Source organism: Streptomyces sp. NBRC 109706 (assembly GCF_000974485.1).
GTDB lineage: Bacteria > Actinomycetota > Actinomycetes > Streptomycetales > Streptomycetaceae > Streptomyces.
Genome location: NZ_BBOM01000012.1, coordinates 211,460 through 230,948 on the forward strand (window position 1 = coordinate 211,460; position 19,489 = coordinate 230,948).

A 19,489-nucleotide genomic window follows, 5' to 3' on the forward strand; every position below is an offset into this window, starting at 1 on the left:
GCCGGACGTCAACTCCGGAGCTGGCAAGGGAGTTGACACCTCGACCGAGCCGGGAACGGAATCGGCAGGCCCCTGCACCGACCGCGGGGACCGGCCCGCCCCCTTCCACCGAAGCGCCCCCGTCAATCCTGCCGCACTGGCAGTTTCCTGCACCCCTGCTTGTCCTTCGGTACCGGCACTGCCATACATAGAAGTCGGGAGAACGACGTCCGGTGGGCCTGAGACAGGCAGGGCCTGCCCGGTGAACGGGGCACGCCGGACAAGCAGGGGGGGCTGTGTCCGTGGGCAGGAGCGGCGCATCGCCGACCGGGCCGGGACTCGGCCCGGCACCCGCCCGACGGCGAGGATGCCGTCGGTTACGCCGGGTCGTCCCAGCCCGTCCCACCGTCGTGAACGGTCGACAGCGCCGCGTCCCGGCGCCCACCACCCGGTGTTGAGAGTGCCGCCGAGCCGGACGGGCCCGACGTACCCGCGAGCCCCGGCCGGAACCGATCCGGTCACCAGTGTCAGCCACGCCGCCGCCGGACTGCCCAGTCGAGAGTAGAGAGCACATGTCTTCCCACGGGGACGAACAACTGCCACTGACAGCCGCGCAGACGGGCATCTTCTACGCCCAGCAGCTGGACCCGGACAACACCATCTACAACGCGGGCGAGTACCTGGAGATCCACGGACCGGTCAACGCCCCGCTCTTCGAGGCCGCGCTCCGCCGGGTGGTGGCCGAGACCGACGCCCTGCGGACCCGGGTGATCGCCACCGACGCCGGGCCGCGTCAGGTCGTCGAACCGCTGCGGGAGTGGCGGCTGGAGCGCGTGGACGTCAGCGCCGAGGCCGATCCGCGGGCCGCCGCCGAGGCGTGGATGCGCGCCGACCTGGCCAGGACCGTCGATCTGTCGGCGGACCCGCTGTTCCGGTTCGTGCTGTTCGACGTCGCCCCCGACCGGGCGTTCTGGTTCCACTGGTACCACCATGTCGCGGTGGACGGGTTCACCGTCGCGATGGTCGCCCGGCGGGCCTCCGAGGTGTACACCGCGCTGCTGGCCGGCGAGGAGGTGCCGGCGAGCACGTTCGCGCCGCTGGCCGACCTGGTCCGGCACGACGAGGAGTACCGCGCGTCGGAGAAGTTCACCGCCGACCGGGACTACTGGGTGGAGGAGCTGGCCGGGTTCCCCGAGCCGGTGAGCCCCTCGGGGCGGCCCGTGACCATGGCCAGCCGGCTGGCCCGCCGCACGGTGCGGCTGTCCCCCGAGAGCGCCGGCCGGCTGCGCGAGTTGGCCAGGACCGCCGAGGTGCCCTGGCCGCCGGTGCTGCTGGCCGCTTCAGCCGCCTATCTGCAGCGGATGACCGGGCAGGACGAGATCGTGCTGGGGCTGCCGGTCACCACCCGCCTCGGCAGGACCGCGCTGGCGGTGCCGGGCATGGTCTCCAACGTGCTGCCGCTGCGGCTGGCGGCCCGCCCGGAGATGACGGTCGCCGAGCTGCTGCGGCACGCCCACCGGCAACTCCGCGCCGCGCTGCGCCACCAGCGCTACCGGTACGAGGACCTGCGCCGCGATCTGCGGCTGATGGAGGACGACCAGCGGTTGGTCGGCCCCCAGGTCAACATCATGATGTTCAACTACGAGCTGAGCTTCGGCCCGCACCCCAGCACCGTCCACAACCTGTCGATCGGCCCCGCCGACGATCTGTCGTTGGTGGTCTACGACCGGGGCGAGGGCGGGCTCCAGATCGACTTCGACGCCAACCCGGATCTCTACTCGGACGAGAAGGTCGCCGAGCACCAGCGGCGGTTCCTTCTGCTGCTGGACCGGCTGGCCGAGGCCGACCCCACCCGGCCGATCGGCCGGATCGACCTGGTCGAGCCCGACGAACTGCCCTCCGCGCGGACGCTCTCCGAGTGGCCGGTGCACACCCATCTGGCGGGCCTGTTCGGCGAACGGGCCGCGCGGGTGCCGGACGCGGTCGCCCTCAGCTGCGAGGGCGAGGAGCTGACCTACGCCGAGCTGGAGGAACGCTCCAACCGGCTGGCCCATCTGCTGATCGAACGGGGCGCCGGACCCGAACGGTTTGTGGCGCTGGCGGTGCCGCGCTCCACCGCGATGGTGGTGGCGCTGCTCGCGGTGATCAAGTCCGGTGCCGGATACGTGCCGTTGGACCCCGACTACCCGGCCGACCGGATCGCGTACATGCTGGCCGACGCGGCGCCGACGCTGGTGGTCACCACCGGCGACGGCGACTGGCCCGACGTGCCGGTCGTGGACCTGACCGATCCCGGGGTGCGGGCCGCGCTCGCCGAACGGCCGGCCGTCGCGCCCACCGACGCCGACCGGTCCGCGCCGCTGACGCCCGACACCCCCGCGTATGTCATCTACACCTCGGGCTCCACCGGGCGTCCCAAGGGCGTGGTCGTCCCGCACGCCAATGTGGTGCGGCTGTTCGCCGCCACCGAGCAGTGGTTCGACTTCGGCGCCGACGACGTGTGGACGATGTTCCACTCCTACGCCTTCGACTTCTCCGTCTGGGAGGTGTGGGGCCCGCTGCTGCACGGCGGCCGGCTGGTCGTCGTGCCCCACCAGGTGAGCCGTTCCCCCGACGAGTTCCTGCGGCTGCTGGTCGAGCAGCGGGTCACCGTCCTCAACCAGACCCCGTCGGCGTTCTACCAGCTGCTGCGGGCGGACGCGGAACATCCCGAGCTGTCCGCCCGACTGGCCCTGCGCACCGTGGTGTTCGGCGGCGAGGCGCTGGACCTGTGGCGGCTGGCCGACTGGTACGAGCGGCACCCGGACGACGCGCCGACGCTGGTCAACATGTACGGCATCACCGAGACCACGGTGCATGTGTCGTATGTCGCGCTGGACCGGCGGATCGCCGCCGCCGGCGCCGGCAGCGTCATCGGCGGTCCGATCCCCGACCTCGGCGTCTATGTCCTGGACGGCGGGCTGCGCCCGGTGCCGCCCGGCGTCGCGGGCGAGATGTACGTCTCCGGCGCCGGCCTGGCCCGGGGCTATCTGGGCCGCCCCGGCACCACCGCCGAACGTTTTGTCGCCGACCCGTTCGGCCGGCCCGGCACCCGGATGTACCGCACCGGGGACGTGGCCAGATGGACGGACGACGGGCGGCTCGAGTTCGTCGGCCGCGCCGACCACCAGGTCAAGATCCGGGGCTTCCGGATCGAGTTGGGCGAGATCGAGGCGGTGCTGGCCGGCCATCCGGCCGCGGCACAGGTCGCGGTGGTGGCCCGCGAGGACCAGCACGGCGACAAGCGGCTGGTCGGCTATGTGGTGCCGGCCGGCGACCAACCCGTCGACGGGCTGCGGGAGTTCGCCGCCGGTCAGCTGCCGGACCATATGGTCCCCTCGGCGGTGGTGGCGCTGGCCGAGCTGCCGTTGACCGCCAACGGCAAGCTGGACGTCCGCGCGCTGCCGGCGCCCGAGTTCACCACCGCCGGCGGACGTGGGCCGCGCGATCCGCGCGAGGAGCTGCTGTGCCGGCTGTTCGCCGAGGTCCTGGACGTGCCGGGCGTCAGCATCGACGACAACTTCTTCGACCTGGGCGGCCATTCGCTGCTGGCCACCCGGCTGACCGGCCGGGTGCGGGAGGCGTTCGGCGTGGAGGTGGGCATCAGCGCGCTGTTCACCGCCCCCACCGTCGCCGCCTTCGCCGAACACGTCGGCCGGGACGACGACCGGGACACCTCGCTCGACGTGCTGCTGCCGCTGCGCCCGCACGGCAGCCTGCCCGCGCTGTTCTGTGTGCACCCGGCCGCCGGGCTCAGCTGGATCTACTCCGGGTTCCTGCGCCATGTCGACGCCGAGCGGCCGATCTACGGTCTGCAGGCGCACGGGCTGCGGGACCCGGAGCAGGCGCCCGCCTCCATCGAGGAGATGGCCGCCGCCTATGTCACGGAGATCCGCAAGGCCCAGGCCGCCGGCCCCTACCATCTGCTGGGCTGGTCGTCCGGCGGCGTGGTCGCGCACGCCGTCGCCACCCAGCTCCAGTCGGAGGGCGAGGAGGTGGGCCTCCTCGCCATCCTGGACGCCTACCCGGGTCTTGAGCTGCCGCCGCTGGGCGAGCAGGAGATCATGGCGACGCTGCTCGACTTCGCCGGCTTCGACCGGCGCCGACTCGGCCCCGAGCCGCTGGAGTTCGAGCGGGTCGTCGAGCTGCTGCGGAAGCTCGACAGCGCCATGGCCGGGCTCGGCGAGGCCGATATCGCCGCGATGGCGCGGGTGTACGGCGAGGCCAGTCAGCTGATGCGGGCCTATGTCCCGCGCCGCTTCACCGGCGATGTGCTGTTCTTCGTCGCCACCCTCGACAAGGTCGAGTTCTCCCCCACACCCCAGGAGTGGCAGCCCTATGTGTCGGGCGAGATCGATGTGCGGTTCGTCGAACGCGCCCACACCGATCTGCTGAAGCCCGCGCCGCTGGCCGAGATCGCCGAGGTGGTCGCGGACCGGCTGGCCGAGGCGGGCGACGACGGGGGCCTCTCCCGGGCGCCCGCGCCACGCCCGGACCGGGTGCCGCTCTCCGCCGGCCAGCGGCGGCTGTGGTTCCTCAACCAGCTGGAGACGGGGGCCTCTTCGCCCGGCGCCTACAACGTGCCGCTGGCGCTCCGGTTCCCCGGCACGCTGGACCGGGAGGCGCTGCGGCTGGCCCTGGGCGATGTGGCCGAGCGGCACGAGACGCTGCGCACCGTCTTCCCCGACGTGGACGGGGTGCCGCACCAGGAGGTGCTGGCGTCCCGGACGGCCGGCGCGGCCGCCCTGCCGCTGCACCGGGTGACCGCCGACGAGGTGACGGAGCGGCTGGCGGCCGCCGCCACCACCCGGTTCGACCTGGCCGGCGAACCCCCGTGGCGCGCCGAGCTGTTGCGGGTCGCCCCGGCCGCCCCCGGGGAGGCCGAGCACCATGTGCTGTCCCTGGTGGTGCACCACATCGCCTGCGACGGCGGCTCCCTGGGGCCGCTGACCACCGATCTGGCCACCGCCTACGCCGCGCGCCGCACCGGCACCGCCCCCGACTGGGCGCCGCTGCCCCTGCAGTACGCCGACCACACCCTGGCGCAGCTGGCACAGCTGGGCGACGAGTCCGATCCCACGAGCCAGCTCGCCCGGCAACTCGCCTACTGGAAAAAGACGTTGACCGGCCTGCCGGACCAGCTGACGTTGCCGACCGACCGGCCGCGGCCGTCCGTCGCCTCCCAGCGGGGCGACACGGTCCCGGTCACCGTCGGTCCCGAACTGCACCGGCGGATCAGCGAGTTGGCCCGCGACCGGGGTGCCAGCGGGTTCATGGTGGTGCAGGCCGCGCTGGCCGCGCTGCTGACCCGGCTCGGCGCCGGCACCGACATCCCGATCGGCAGCCCGGTCGCCGGCCGGCACGACGCCGAACTCGCCCCGCTGGTCGGCTTCTTCGTCAACACCCTGGTGCTGCGCACCGACACCTCGGGCAGCCCGAGCTTCGCCGATCTGGTGGACCGGGTCAGGGCCACCTCGCTGGCCGCCTTCGGGCACCAGGACGTGCCGTTCGACCGGCTGGTCGAGGTGTTGGGCACGCCCCGCTCGCTGGCCCGACACCCGCTGTTCCAGGTGATGTTGGCGTTCCAGGAGGACCCGGGCGACCAGCTCAGGGCGCTCGCCCCGCATGCCGAGCCGCACCCGGTGCCCCGGCGCAGCGCCAAGTTCGATCTGACCCTGGACCTGACCGAGCGGCGGGAGTCCGGCGTTCCCGGCGGGCTGACCGGGGTGTTGGAGTACGCCACCGACCTGTTCGACCGGGAGACCGTCGAACTGCTGGCCACCCGGCTGGTGCGGCTGCTGGACGTCGCCACCGCCGATCCCCGGCTGCCGCTGGGCGAGTTGGAGATCGACCATCCGGGCGACCGGCACCGGGTGCTGGTGGAGTGGAACCGCACCAGCCGCCCGGTTCCGACCACCACCGTGCCGGCGCTCTTCGAGCTCCAGGCGTACCGCACCCCCGACCGGATCGCCGTGGGCACCGCCGGGAACGCCGATCCTGGGCTGAGCTACACCGAACTCAACGCCCGCGCCAACCGGTTGGCGCACCATCTGATCCGGCGCGGGATCGGCCCCGAGGATCTGGTGGCGCTGGTCATGCCGCGCACCCCCGATCTGGTGGTCGCGATCCTCGGGGTGCTCAAGTCCGGCGCCGGCTATCTGCCGCTGTCCCCGACCCACCCGGCCGACCGGGTGCGGTTCATGCTGGAGGACGCGGCGCCGGCGCTGGTGCTGCGGGGCCTGGCCGAACTGCCGCTGGACGGCATGCCGGACCACAACCCGACCGACACCGAGCGGGTCAGGCCGCTGCTGCCGCAGCACGCCATCTACGCCATCTACACCTCGGGTTCGACCGGGCGTCCCAAGGGCGTGCTGGTCAGCCACGCCTCGGTGGTGGACCTGGCGCTGTGGGCCGGTGCGGCGCTGGGCGCCGACGCGCTGGCGCACACCCTGCTGGCCACCTCGTTCACCTTCGACGTGTCCGTCTTCGAGCTGTTCGGCACGCTGCTGGCCGGCGGCCGGGTCGATCTCGTCCGGGATCTCACCGCGCTGCTGGACGGCGCCGGGGAGCCGTGGCGCGGGACCCTGTTGAGCGGGGTGCCGTCCGCCGTGGCGCCCGTTCTCGGGCAGAGCCCGGCGCCGGCCGTCGCCGACACCGTGGTGCTGGCCGGCGAGGCGCTGCCGGCCCGGCTGGTCGCCGATCTGCGGACCGCGCTGCCGAACGCGCGGATCGGCAACCTCTACGGACCGACCGAGGCCACGGTGTACGCCACCGCCTGGTTCGCCGATCCGGCCGAGACCCCCGGGTCGGCCCCGCCGATCGGCCGGCCCCGCACCAATATCCGGGCCTATGTGCTGGACGACGCGCTCCGGCCGACGCTGGTCGGCAGCACCGGCGAGCTGTATCTGGCGGGCGCCGGCCTGGCCCGTGGCTATCTGGGCCGTCCCGGGCTGACCGGCGAACGGTTTGTCGCCAACCCGTTCGACGGGCCGGGCGAGCGGATGTACCGCACCGGGGACCTGGCGCGATGGACCGCCGACGGCCAGATCGAGTATCTGGGCCGCGCCGACAACCAGGTGAAGGTGCGCGGCTTCCGGATCGAACTCGGCGAGATCGACGCCGTGTTGGCGCGGGCCCCCGGGGTCCGCGAGGTGGCGACGCTGGCCCGCGAGGACCAGCCGGGGGTGCGCCGACTGGTGTCCTATCTGGTCGCGGGCCCCGACGAACAGCTCGACCTGGACCGGGTGCGCGCCCATGCCGCCGCCGAACTGCCGGACTACATGGTGCCCGTCGCGCTGGTGCCGCTGGACCGGCTGCCGCTCGGGCCCAGCGGAAAGCTGGACCGGGCCGCGCTGCCCGTCCCGACGCTGGCCGCGCCGGCCGAACGGTCCGCCGGCACCGATGTCGAACGGCTGCTGTGCGGTCTGGTGGAGGAACTGCTCGGTCTCGACCGGGTCAGCCCCGACGACCGGTTCTTCGAGATCGGCGGCGACAGCATCGTCTCCATCCAGCTGGTCAGCAGGGCCAGGAAGGCCGGTCTGCTGATCACCCCGCGCGACATGTTCGAGCAGGGCACCATGGCCGCGCTGGCCACCGTCGCCCGGCCGGTCGGCACCGTGGACCAGCTCGCCGACCAGGCCGATATCGCCGTCGGCGAGGTGCCGGTGCCGCCGATCGTGCACTGGATGCGGGAACGCGGCGGGCCGCTGGCCGGGTTCACCCAGTCCGTGCTGCTGCGGGTCCCGGCCGATCTCGGCCTCGACCGGCTGACCGCCGCCACCCAGGCGCTGGTCGACCACCACGACGTGCTGCGGCTGCGCCAGTCGTACGCCGCCAACGGCAGCGGCTGGGTGCTGACCGTCCCCGAGCCCGGCAGCCTGGACGCGGCCGATCTGGTCCGGCGGGTCGATGTCTCCGGGCTGCCCGCCGACCAGTGGGACACGGTGGCGGACCGCGAGGCCGCCGAGGTGCGACTGGCCCCGGCCGAGGGCCGGATGCTGCGGCTGCTGTGGTTCGACGCCGGCCCCGACCGCTCGGGGCGGCTGCTGATCATCGCCCACCATCTGGTGGTGGACGGGGTGTCCTGGCGCATCCTGACCGGCGACCTCGCCGCCGCGTGGAACGTCGGCGACGGCTCCGCGCTGGAACCGGTCCGCACCTCCTACCGCCGCTGGGCCGAGTACATCGCCACCCTGGCCCACGACCGGTCGGTGGCCGCCGAGTTGCCGACCTGGCGGAAGGTGCTGGCCGGGCCCGACCCGCTGCTCGGCGACCGCCCGCTCGACCAGTCCAGGGACGTGCTGAGCACCTCCCGGCAGCTGGTCGCCGAACTGCCGGCCGAGGCGACCCTGCCGCTGCTGACCACGCTGCCCACCGCGTTCTCCTGCGGCGTCAACGACGTGCTGCTGAGCGCGTTCGCTGCGGCGCTGGCCGACTGGCGGCGCCGACTCGGCGTGGGCGCCGGCGGCGAGGTGCTGATCGATCTGGAGGGCCACGGCCGGGACAGCGCCGAATCGCTCGATGTCTCCGGCACCGTCGGCTGGTTCACCAGCCTCTACCCGGTGCGGCTGGACGCAGGCGGCGCGGCGCCCGAGGACGACGCCGCCCTCGGCCGGGGCCTGAAGATGGTCAAGGAGCAGCTGCGGACCCTGCCGAGAAAGGGCGTGGGCTACGGCCTGCTGCGCTATCTCGACCCGGAGGCCCGCGCCGAGCTATCCGCCCTGCCGGCGCCGCAGATCGGCTTCAACTACCTGGGCCGGTTCGGCGCCGGCTCCGAGGGGGACTGGACGATGGCGACCGGCGAGGCCGCGCTCGCCGGCGTCGCCAGGGGGGTCGACCCCAACATCCCGCTGGCCCATCTGCTGGAGTTCAGCGTGCTGGTCGAGGACGGCGCCGACGGCGCCGGGGAGGCGGCCGGACCCCGCCTCATGGTGGTGGCCGCCTGGCCGGCCACCGTGCTGCCCGAGTCCGATGTGCGGGACCTGGTGGACACCTGGTTCCGCGCCCTGCGGACCCTGGCCGGCCACGCCGACCGCCCCGACGTGGGCGGCGTGACCCCCTCCGATCTCTCGGTGGCGATGACCCAGGACGAGATCGACGAATTCGAGAACGAACTGCTCAGGGATTGGGATCTGGGATGAAGCCCCGCCTGCTGGACGTGCTGCCACTCTCTCCGGTACAGGAGGGACTGCTCTTCCACTCCATGTACGAGGGTGACGGCACGGACGTGTACACCGTGCAGCTGGTCTTCGACCTGGAGGGGCCGCTGGACCTGGACCGGCTCACCGAGGCCGCGACCCTCGCGATCAACCGGCACGACAGCCTGCGCACCGCGTTCCGGCAGCGCAAGAGCGGCGAGTCGGTGCAGGCGGTGCTGAGCGAGGTGGCCGTCACCGTCGCCGAGCACGATCTGACCCAACTGGCCGACGAGGCACGGGAGACCGAGCTGGCGCGGCTGGTGGACGAGGACCGCACCCGCCGGTTCGACCTGACCCGGCCGCCGCTGCTGCGGCTGACCGTGGTGCGCGTCGGGGAGCAGCGGCGCCGGCTGGTCTTCACCAACCACCACATCGTGCTGGACGGTTGGGCGACCGCGACCCTGGTCGGGGAGCTGTTCACGCTCTACGCCGATCCGGCCGCGACGCTGCCGCCGCCCACGCCCTACCGCGACTATCTCGACTGGCTGTCCCGCCAGGACCAGGAGGCGGCCCGCGCCGCCTGGCAGGAGACGCTGGACGGCGTCGACGAGCCGACCCTGGTGGCGCCCGCCGACCCGGCCAGGACCTCGGTGGCGCCCAGCAAGCTGGTCGTCACCATGTCGGAGTCCGACACCAGCGCGCTGGTGGCCACCGCGCGCTCCCACGGGCTCACCCTGAACACCGTGGTGCAGAGCGTGTGGGGCGCCCTGGTCAGCGAGTTGACGGGCCGCCAGGACGTGGTGTTCGGCACCACGGTCTCGGGCCGGCCGCCGGAGCTGCCCGGCATGGAGTCCATGGTCGGGCTGTTCGTCAACACCCTGCCGGTGCGGATCAGGGTCCGCACCGACGAATCGTTGGCCGAGCTGTTCCGGCGGGTCCAGGAGGACCAGGTCCGGCTGCTGCCGCACCAGCACCTGGGGCTCTCCGCCATCCAGAACATGCGGGGCGGCGGCGAGTTGTTCGACACCAACATGGTGCTGGAGAACTACCCGGTCGACCCCGACGCCCTCCAGGGCACCATCGGCGACGATCTGCGCATCCTCGGCCTCTCGGGCCAGGACGCCGCCCACTACGTGCTGACGTTCTTCGCCGCCGCCGTCGAGGGCCGGATGCATCTTCGGCTCGACTACCGGCACGATCTGGTGGACCGGGAGACCGCCCAGGGCGTGGTGGCCAGGGCACAGCGGCTGTTGACCTCCTTCGCCACCGAACCCGACCGCCCGCTGGGCGAGATCGAGCTGCTGGGCGACGCCGAACGCCGCCGGCTGCTGCACGAGTGGAACGACACCGACCACCCGCTGCCGGACCGGCCGCTGACCGCGCTGTTCGACGAACGGGTCGCCGTCGACCCGGACCGGATCGCCGTCCGCTGCGGCGACCGCACCCTCACCTACGCCGAACTCAACCGGCGCTCCGACGCGTTGGCCGGCCGGCTGACCGAGCTGCGGGTGGGCGCCGAACAGCCCGTCGCGATCCTGCAGAACCGCTCCGAGCACCTGGTCGTCTCGATCCTCGCGGTGCTCAAGGCCGGCGGCGCCTACGTTCCGCTGGACGACCGCTACCCCGCCGAGCGGCTGACGCATATCGTCGGCGAGACCGGCGCCAAGCTGGTCCTGGTCGACGCCGAGCACGCCGACGCCGACTTCCCCGGCACCCGCACCGTCGACATCACCAAGCCGGGCGGGAACGGTCTCGGGCAGCCCGACCAGACGATGGTGCTGGTGCTGCCCCGACCCGCGCGCCACACCGACCAGTTGGCGTATGTGATGTACACCTCCGGCTCCACCGGGCTGCCCAAGGGCGTCGGGGTGACCCACCGGGACGTGGCCGCGCTGGCCCGTGACCGGTCCTTCGCCCCGGAGGCGCACCGGCGGGTGCTGCTGCACTCCCCGCAGGCGTTCGACGCCTCCACCTACGAGCTGTGGGTGCCGCTGCTCAACGGCGGCGAGGTGGTCGTCGCGCCGCCGACCGAGCTGGATCTGACCACGCTGGAGCGGGTGATCGCCGAACACCGGGTCACCGCGCTGTGGTTGACCGCCGGCCTGTTCCGGCTGCTGGCCGAGGAGAACCCGGCCGCGCTGGCCGGCGTGACCGAGGTGTGGACCGGCGGCGACGTGGTGCCCGCCGAATCGGTGCGCCGGGTCCGCGCCCAGTGCCCCGATCTGGTGGTGGTGGACGGCTACGGCCCCACCGAGACCACCACGTTCGCCACCCGGCACCGGGTCGGGCCGGCCGACGAGGTGCCCGCCTCGATGCCGATCGGCACCCCGCTGGACAACATGCGGGTCTACATCCTGGACGCCGAACTGCGGCCCGTGCCGGTGGGCGCCGCCGGCGAACTCTATGTCGCCGGCGCGGGCGTGGCACGCGGCTACCTCGGCCGGCCGGCCGCCACCGCCGAACGTTTTGTCGCCGACCCGTTCGGGGCGCCGGGCGGCCGGCTGTACCGCACCGGCGACCAGGTCCGTTGGAACGCGGCCGGCGAGGTCGAGTACCTGGGCCGGGCCGACGACCAGGTCAAGATCCGGGGCTTCCGGATCGAGCCGGGCGAGATCGAGGCCACCGTCACCGCCGACCCCCGGGTCGGCCAGGCCGCCGTGGTGGTCCGCGAGGACCGCCCCGGCGACAAGCGGCTGGTCGCCTACCTGGTGCCGGCCGCCGAACGGGACGAGGCCACCGAGCTGGCCGCCGTCGCCGAATGGTCCGACCTCTACGACCGGATGTACACCGACCATGCCGAGTCCGGCGGGTTCGGGGAGAACTTCGGCGGCTGGAACAGCAGTTACACCGAACAGCCGATCCCGCTGTCGGACATGCGGGTCTGGCGGGACGACACCGTCCGGCAGATCCGCGCGCTGCGCCCCCGCCGGGTGCTGGAACTCGGCGTCGGCAGCGGCCTGTTGCTGGCCCCGCTGCTGCCCCATGTCGAGGAGTACTGGGGCACCGACCTGTCGCCGGTCGCCATCGGCAACCTGGAGCAGGCCCTCGCCCGGCACGGCGAGCACACCGACCGGGTCACCCTGCGCGCCCAGCCGGCGCACGACATGACGGGCCTGCCCCGTGGCCACTTCGACACCGTCGTCATCAACTCCGTCATCCAGTACTTCCCGCACGCCGACTACCTCACCGACGTGCTGCGGCAGGCCGTCGACCTGCTGGCCCCCGGCGGCACGGTCTACGCCGGCGACATCCGGGACCTGCGTCTCCAGCGCGCCTTCCAGACCGGGGTGCGGCTGGCCAAGGCCCCCCCCGGCACGGACGCCGAGGCGATCAGCGCCGCCGTCCGCCGTGGCGTCCAGGCGGAGAACGAACTCCTGCTGGCGCCCGAGTACTTCGCCGCCCTGCCCGATGTGGTCGACGGCATCGCGGCGGTCGACATCCAGCTCAAGGGCGGCACCTACCACAACGAGCTGAGCCGCTACCGCTACGCCGCCGTGCTGCGCCGGGAACCCGCCGACCCGGTGCGCGCCACCGGCGCCCCCGTCCTGGCCTGGGGCCGGGAGGCCGACACGGTGGAGTCCGTGGCCGGCCATCTCGCCGACCACCCGCGGCTGCTGCGGGTCACCGGCGTCCCCAACGCCAGGACCGTCGCCGAGGTCGCCGCGCTGCGCGCCCTCGACGAGGGCGCCGAACTCCCGGCGGTGCGCCGCGCATTGGCCGAACCACCGGCCGCGATCGAGCCGGACGCCTTCCACGAGCTGGCCGCCCGGCACGGCTACCGCGCCCATGTCACCTGCGCCTCGCCGGACGCCCTGGACGCCTTCGACGTGCTGCTGGTCGCCGAGGAGCTGGCCGACCGGCCGGTCACCGGCGCCTGCCCGCCGCCGCCCAGGGGCACCGCGCCGGCCGACCACGCCAACACCCCGGTCGCCGCCCGGGATCTGGCCGGCGAGGTCCGCGAGCGGATCCGTGACCTGCTGCCCGAGTACATGGTCCCCACCGCGTTCGTCACCCTGGACGCGCTGCCGCTGACCCCCAACGGCAAGGTGGACCGCCGGGCGCTGCCCGCGCCGCTGGTGACCACGAGCGACGACGGGCGCGGCCCGGCGAGCGCCGCCGAGGAGGTGCTGAGCCGGCTCTTCGCCGAGGTGCTGCGGCTGCCGTCGGTCGGCGTGGACGACAGCTTCTTCGACGTCGGCGGCGACAGCATCGCCTCCATCCAGCTGGTCAGCCGGGCCCGCAAGGAGGGCCTGAACTTCACCCCGCGCGATGTCTTCACCCGCAGGACCGTCGCCGAACTGGCCCGACTGGTCGCGGACGGCGGAGCGGACGAGGGCGTGGTGCGGGAGGCCCCCGACGCCGGCATCGGTCCGGTGCCGCTGACCCCGATCGTCCACTGGCTGCGTGAACTCGAAGGCCCCGTCGACCGGTTCAGCCAGTCGATGCTGCTGGCCACCCCGGCCGGGCTGCGCACCGAGCAGCTGACCGCCGTCCTCCAGGCGCTGCTGGACCACCATGACGCGCTCCGGCTGCGGCTGGCGCGCGAGGACGACGGATGGCGACTGGAGGTGGCCCCCCGGGGCACGGTCTCCGCCGGCCGGCTGCTGCACCGCGCCCCGCTGGCCCGTCTCACCGAGGAGGCCGCCACCGCCACCGGGCAACTCGCCCCGGAGGAGGGGGTGATGCTGCGCGCGGTGCACTTCGACGCCGAACCGGGTCAGCCGGGCCGGCTGCTGCTGGTGCTGCACCATCTGGTGGTGGACGGCGTCTCCTGGCGGGTGCTGCTGCCCGATCTGGCCGACGCCTGGGAGGCGGTCGCCGCCGGCCGTCGCCCCCGGCTGGCCCCGGTGCCCACCTCGCTGCGGACCTGGGCCACCGGCCTCACCGAGCTGGCCGCCGAACGCGCCGCCGAACTCCCCTTCTGGGAGGAGACGCTGCGCGAGCCGGACGCCCCGCTCACCGATCTGCCGCTGGACCGGGCCCGCGATGTGGCCCGCACCGCCAGGTCGGTCTCCGTCACGCTGCCCACCGAGCTGACCACCCCGCTGCTGACCAGCCTGCCCGCCGCCTTCCGGGCCGGCGTCAACGATGTGCTGCTCACCGCGCTGGCGCTGGCCGTCGCCGACTGGCGGCGGCGCGGCGGCCGGGGCGAGGGCCACCTGCTGATCAGCCAGGAGGGCCACGGCCGGGAGCCGGTGCTGCCGGGCGTCGATCTGTCCCGCACCGTCGGCTGGTTCACCAGCATGTGGCCGGTCCGGCTCGACCTGGGCGGCGTCGATCCGGAGGCCGCCCTCGCCGGCGGGCCCGCCACCGCCGCCGCGCTGAAGCGGATCAAGGAACAGCTGCGGGCGGTCCCCGACAACGGCATCGGCTACGGGCTGCTCCGCCATCTCAACGCGGACACCGCCCCGGCGCTGGCCGAAGCGGCGGAGCCCCAGCTGGCGTTCAACTACCTGGGCCGGCTGCCCGCCGCCGAGGCCGGCGCGACACCGGCCGACTGGACCCCGGCGGGCGAGTCCGGGCTGCTCGGCGGCGGTGGCGACGGCGAACTGCCGTTGGCGCACGCCCTCCAGCTCAACGCCCTCACCGAGGACCACCCCGACGGGCCCCGGCTCTCCGCCACCCTGTCGTGGCCGCGTTCCGTGCTCAGCGAGACCGCGGCGGACGATCTGCTGCGCGGCTGGGAACGCGCCCTGACCGCCCTGGCGCGGCTCGCCGGGACACCGGACGTGGGCGGCTTCACCCCCAGCGACCTGCCGCTGGTCGGCCTCGACCAGGACGAGATCGAGACGCTGGAGGCGGAGTTCCCCGAGCTGACCGATGTCATCCCGCTGGCGCCGCTCCAGGAGGGGCTGTTCTTCCACGCCGGCTTCGACGAGGGCGAACGGGACGACTACATCGTCCAGACCTTCTTCGATCTGGAGGGCGAACTGGACATCGCGGCGCTGCGGTCGGCCGGCCAGGCCCTGCTGGCCCGGCACGCCAACCTGCGCACCGCGTTCCGGCAACGCGGCGGCGGCGCCGTCCAGGTGGTCGTCCCCGAGGTGGAACTGCCCTGGCAGGACTGGGACCTGCGGAAGCTGAACCCGCTGGACCGCAACGCCAGGTTCGAGGAGCTGGCCGAGGCCGACCGCACCACCCGTTTCGATCTGGACCGGCCGCCTCTGGTGCGGTTCACCGTGCTCCGGCTCGCCGACGCCCGCTACCGGATCGGCCTCACCAACCACCACATCCTGCTTGACGGTTGGTCGATGCCGCTGCTGGTGTCCGAGCTGTTCCAGCTCTACGCCGAGCGGACCCTGGGCGCCGCGACCCCGCCGGAGCCCACCCCCTACCGGGAGTTCCTGGCCTGGGTCGCCGACCGGGACACCACGGCGGCCAGGGCCGCCTGGGCGGAGGCGCTGGACGGCCTCGAAGGGCCCACCACGGTGGCGCCGGTCTCCGCCGCCGACCGCTCGACGGTGCCGGCCCAGGTCATCATCGGCATCACCCGCGAGCTGACCGAGACGCTCACCGAACGCGCCCGCGCCCTCGGCGTCACCATGAACACCTTCCTCCAGGGCGCCTGGGGCCTGCTGCTCGGCTCCCTGACCGGCCGCCAGGACGTGGTGTTCGGCGGCACGGTCTCCGGCCGGCCCGGTGAGATCCCCGGCATCGAGACGATGATCGGCCTGTTCATCAACACCCTGCCGGTCCGGGTGCGGTTCGACGCCACGGACACCCTGGCCGAGCTGTTGGGCGAACTGCAGCGGCAGCAGACGGATCTCCTGGACCACCAGCACATCGGCCTCAGCGAGATCCAGCGACTCACCGGATACGCCCCGCTGTTCGACACCATCACCGTCTTCGAGAACTATCCGCTGGACGCCGACGCCATGCGGGAGCCCGTCCCCGGGCTGAAGGTCGGCGGGGTGTCGGGGCGGGACGCCACCCACTACCCGCTGACCCTGGCCGGTCTGCCGGGCGACGAGGTGCGGCTGCGCCTCGGCTACCGCCCCGACCTGTTCACCGAGGCCGACGTGCGGCGGCTGCTGGGCCGGCTGGTGCGGGTGCTCACCGCGATCGCCGAACACCCCGAACTTCCCGTCGCCTCGCTCGACCTGCTCAGCGCGGCCGAACGCGATCTGCTGCTGCGCCGGTTCAACGCGACCGAGATCGCCCTGCCGCCGGCCGGCACCGTCCAGCAGGCGTTCGCCCACCAGGTGCTGCGCACCCCCGACACGGTCGCGGTGCGGAGCGCCGGCGTCGACACCAGCTACCGCGAACTCAACCGGCGCGCCAACGCGTTGGCGCACCGGCTGCTGGCCGCCGGGGTCCGCCCCGGGGACCGGGTCGCCGTTCTGCTCGACCGGTCGGTCGAGCTGGTCGTCGCCGAGCTGGCGGTGCTCAAGGCCGGCGCCGCCTATGTCCCGCTGGACGACCGCTATCCGGCCGAACGGTCCCGGCGGATGGTCGCCGACGCCGGGGCCGGCGTGCTGCTGGTGGACGCCGCCCACGCCTCGGTCGGCTTCGAGCACGGCGCCGACGTGCTCCGCGCCGACGAGCCGGTGCCCCCGGGACCGCACCCGGAGCCGGCCGCGGGGCCCGGGCACGCCGGCCAACTCGCCTATGTGATGTACACCTCGGGCTCCACCGGGGAGCCCAAGGGCGTCGCCGTCACCCACGCCGACATCGTGGCGCTGGCCTATGACCGGCGGATCGCCCCGATCGCCAGGGGCCGGGTGCTGACCCACTCGCCGCAGGCGTTCGACGCGTCCACCTTCGAGACCTGGGCGCCGCTGCTGTCCGGCGGCACCCTGGTGCTGGCGCCCGTCGGCGAGTTGGACCTGGCGACGCTCGGCGAGGTGCTGGTCGGCGAGCGGATCGAGACCGCCTGGCTGACCGCCGGACTGTTCCGGCTGCTGGTCCAGGAGCATCCCAGGACCCTCGCCGGGGTGCGGGAGGTGCTGGCCGGCGGCGATTCGGTGCCGGCGGAGAGCGTCCGCCGACTGCTGGAGCACTGCCCGGGCACGGCCCTCACCAACGGCTACGGACCCACCGAGACCACGGTGTTCGCCACCCTGCACCGGGTGGCCTCGGCCGAGGAGATCGGCCGCACCCTGCCGATCGGCACCCCGCTGGACAACATGCGCTGCTATGTCCTGGACAGCGCGCTGCGGCCCGCGCCGCTGGGCGCGCCGGGCGAGCTGTATCTGGCGGGCGCCGGGGTCTCGCGCGGCTATGACGGCCGCCCCGATCTGACGGCCGAGCGGTTTGTCGCCGACCCCCACGATCCGGCCGGCGGCCGGATGTACCGGACCGGAGATCTGGTGCGCTGGACGGCCCAGGGCACCCTGGAGTTCCTGGGCCGGCTGGACGACCAGGTGAAGGTGCGCGGCTTCCGGATCGAGCCGGGCGAGATCGAGGCCGTGCTGGCCGCCCATCCGGCGGTCAGCCAGGTCACCGTGCAGGTGCGGGAGCCCAGGCCCGGGGACCGGCGACTGGTCGCCTATGTGGTCCTCGATCCCGCGCTGCCCGCCGAACACCACCCGGATCTGCGGGAGTTCGCGGGCCGCGAGCTGCCCCCGCACATGGTTCCCTCGGCGGTGGTCGAGCTGGACGCGCTGCCGGTGACCGCCATCGGCAAGGTGGACCGCAGGGCGCTGCCGGACCCGGACGGCGCGGTGTTCGCCGGCCGGATGCCGGCCAACGAGGCCGAGACGTTGATGTGCGAGCTGTTCGCGGAGGCCGCGGGACGGCCGTCGATCGGCGCGGACGACAACTTCTTCGAGATCGGCGGCAACTCGCTGCTGGCGGCCGGCCTGATGGTCAGGGTGCGGAAGGTGTTCCGCACCGATGTCTCCGTCCGGGCGCTCTTCGAGGCGCCGACGCCGGCCGCCCTGGTGGCCAGGCTGACGGACGACGGCGGCTCGGACGCCTCGCTGGGCGTGGTCTTCCCGCTGCGCGCCACCGGCGAGGGCGCGCCGCTGTTCTGCGTCCACCCGGGCGCCGGCATCGGCTGGCCGTACTCGGGGCTGCTGCCGGCGCTGCCCGACCATCCGGTCTACGCGGTCCAGGCCAGGGGCCTGACCGAGCCGGACGCGCTGCCGGGGACCGTCGCCGAGATGGCCGCCGACTATGTCGAGCAGATCCGCAAGGTCCAACCCGTCGGCCCCTACCACCTGTTGGGCTGGTCCTTCGGCGGCGTGGTGGCACACGAGATCGCCGCCCAGCTCCAGGAGGCCGGCGAGGACGTCGGGCTGCTGGCGCTGATGGACGCCTATCCGCACCCCTACGAGGGCGAGTACCGGCCGGTCACCGACGAGCAGGAGGTGCTGGAGATGATGCTCGACTTCGTCGGGCAGGACCGCTCCGCCGCCGGCGAGGGGCCGCTCACCGCCGGCCGGGTCGCCGAGGTGCTGCGGCAGGGCCACAGCAGCCTGGCCGATCTGGCGGAGCGGCATATCGCGGCGATGAGCCGGGTGCTGGTCAACAACATGCGGCTGGCCGACGCGGCCGAACCCCGGCGCTGGGATGGCGACATGCTGTTCTTCGCCGCCATGGTGGACCGCGCCGATCTGGCGGTCGACGACTGGCTCCGCTATCTGGGCGGCACCGTGGAGATCCGTCAACTCGACTGCCGGCACTCCGAGATGGCGTCCCCCGAGCCGCTGGCCGCGATCGGCGCCGTGGTGGCGCGCAGGCTGGCTTCCGCCCCGGTCGGCGGGGCGCCGCTGGTAGCGTCGCCCACGGTGCCGCCGACGGCGGTTGACGGAGGCGAGCGGTGACGGAGACCGAGACGGGCCTGGACCGGGTCAGCCCCCGCTGGGACCGCAGGGAGCGGCACCGGCTGCGGATCGAGGGGGAGCCGGCCGCCGTGATCCAGGCGGCCGAGGACCTGACCTGGGGCGAGGTGCCGAAGTTCCGCCGGATCATGGTGATCGCCGGCCTGGGCCGGGTGCCGTTCCGCAAGGACCGGCAGGTGGTGACCATGTTCCTGGACAACGACTTCCGGATCCTGCACCGTTCGGACGACGAGCTGGTGATCGGGGGCATCCAACGGATCTCCCGCAAGCAGCCGATCGCGCCCATGGGGGACGATCCGGCGACCGAGTTCCGTGACTTCGACCGGCCGTCCCATCTGCTGACCTGCTTCAACTTCCGCTATCAGGACGGGGTGCTGGTCACCGAGACCCGGGTGCGGGCCACCAGCAGCAGGGCGCGGCGGCTCTTCGCGGTCTACTGGCTGGTGATCCGCGCCGGCAGCGGGCTCATCCGCCGCATCTGGCTCCGTGGTGTCCGCCGCCGCATGGCGGCGACCGCCTCCTGACCCGGCCCCCGGCCCTCGTCGGTCG

3 protein-coding genes are annotated in these 19,489 nt (G+C 73.6%); all 3 read left to right on the forward strand.

Annotation, left to right across the window (positions count from 1 at the left end):
- The first annotated feature begins 551 nt into the window (after window positions 1-551).
- The 3 genes from AOM46_RS28320 to AOM46_RS28330 are packed head-to-tail and all read left to right on the forward strand — an operon-like array spanning window position 552 to window position 19,464.
- Window positions 552-9,158, forward strand: a complete 8,607-nt coding sequence (locus AOM46_RS28320; RefSeq protein WP_062216585.1) for a non-ribosomal peptide synthetase — start codon at window positions 552-554, stop codon at window positions 9,156-9,158.
- Window positions 9,155-18,922: a non-ribosomal peptide synthetase gene (locus AOM46_RS28325; protein ID WP_062216587.1), complete on the forward strand. Its 9,768-nt coding sequence runs from the start codon at window positions 9,155-9,157 to the stop codon at window positions 18,920-18,922. The genes AOM46_RS28320 and AOM46_RS28325 overlap by 4 nt, the downstream gene beginning before the upstream one ends.
- Window positions 18,919-19,464, forward strand: coding sequence for a hypothetical protein (locus AOM46_RS28330; protein ID WP_062216589.1), 546 nt, complete (start codon window positions 18,919-18,921; stop codon window positions 19,462-19,464). Before AOM46_RS28325 ends, AOM46_RS28330 begins: the two co-directional genes overlap by 4 nt.
- The last annotated feature ends 25 nt before the right edge of the window (window positions 19,465-19,489 follow it).

Bases quoted from the DNA above. Each gene is read 5' to 3' on its own strand.
- AOM46_RS28325 (WP_062216587.1), top strand. From the start codon at position 9,155: ATGAAGCCCCGCCTGCTGGACGTGCTGCCACTCTCTCCGGTACAGGAG.
- AOM46_RS28320 (WP_062216585.1), top strand. From the start codon at position 552: ATGTCTTCCCACGGGGACGAACAACTGCCACTGACAGCCGCGCAGACG.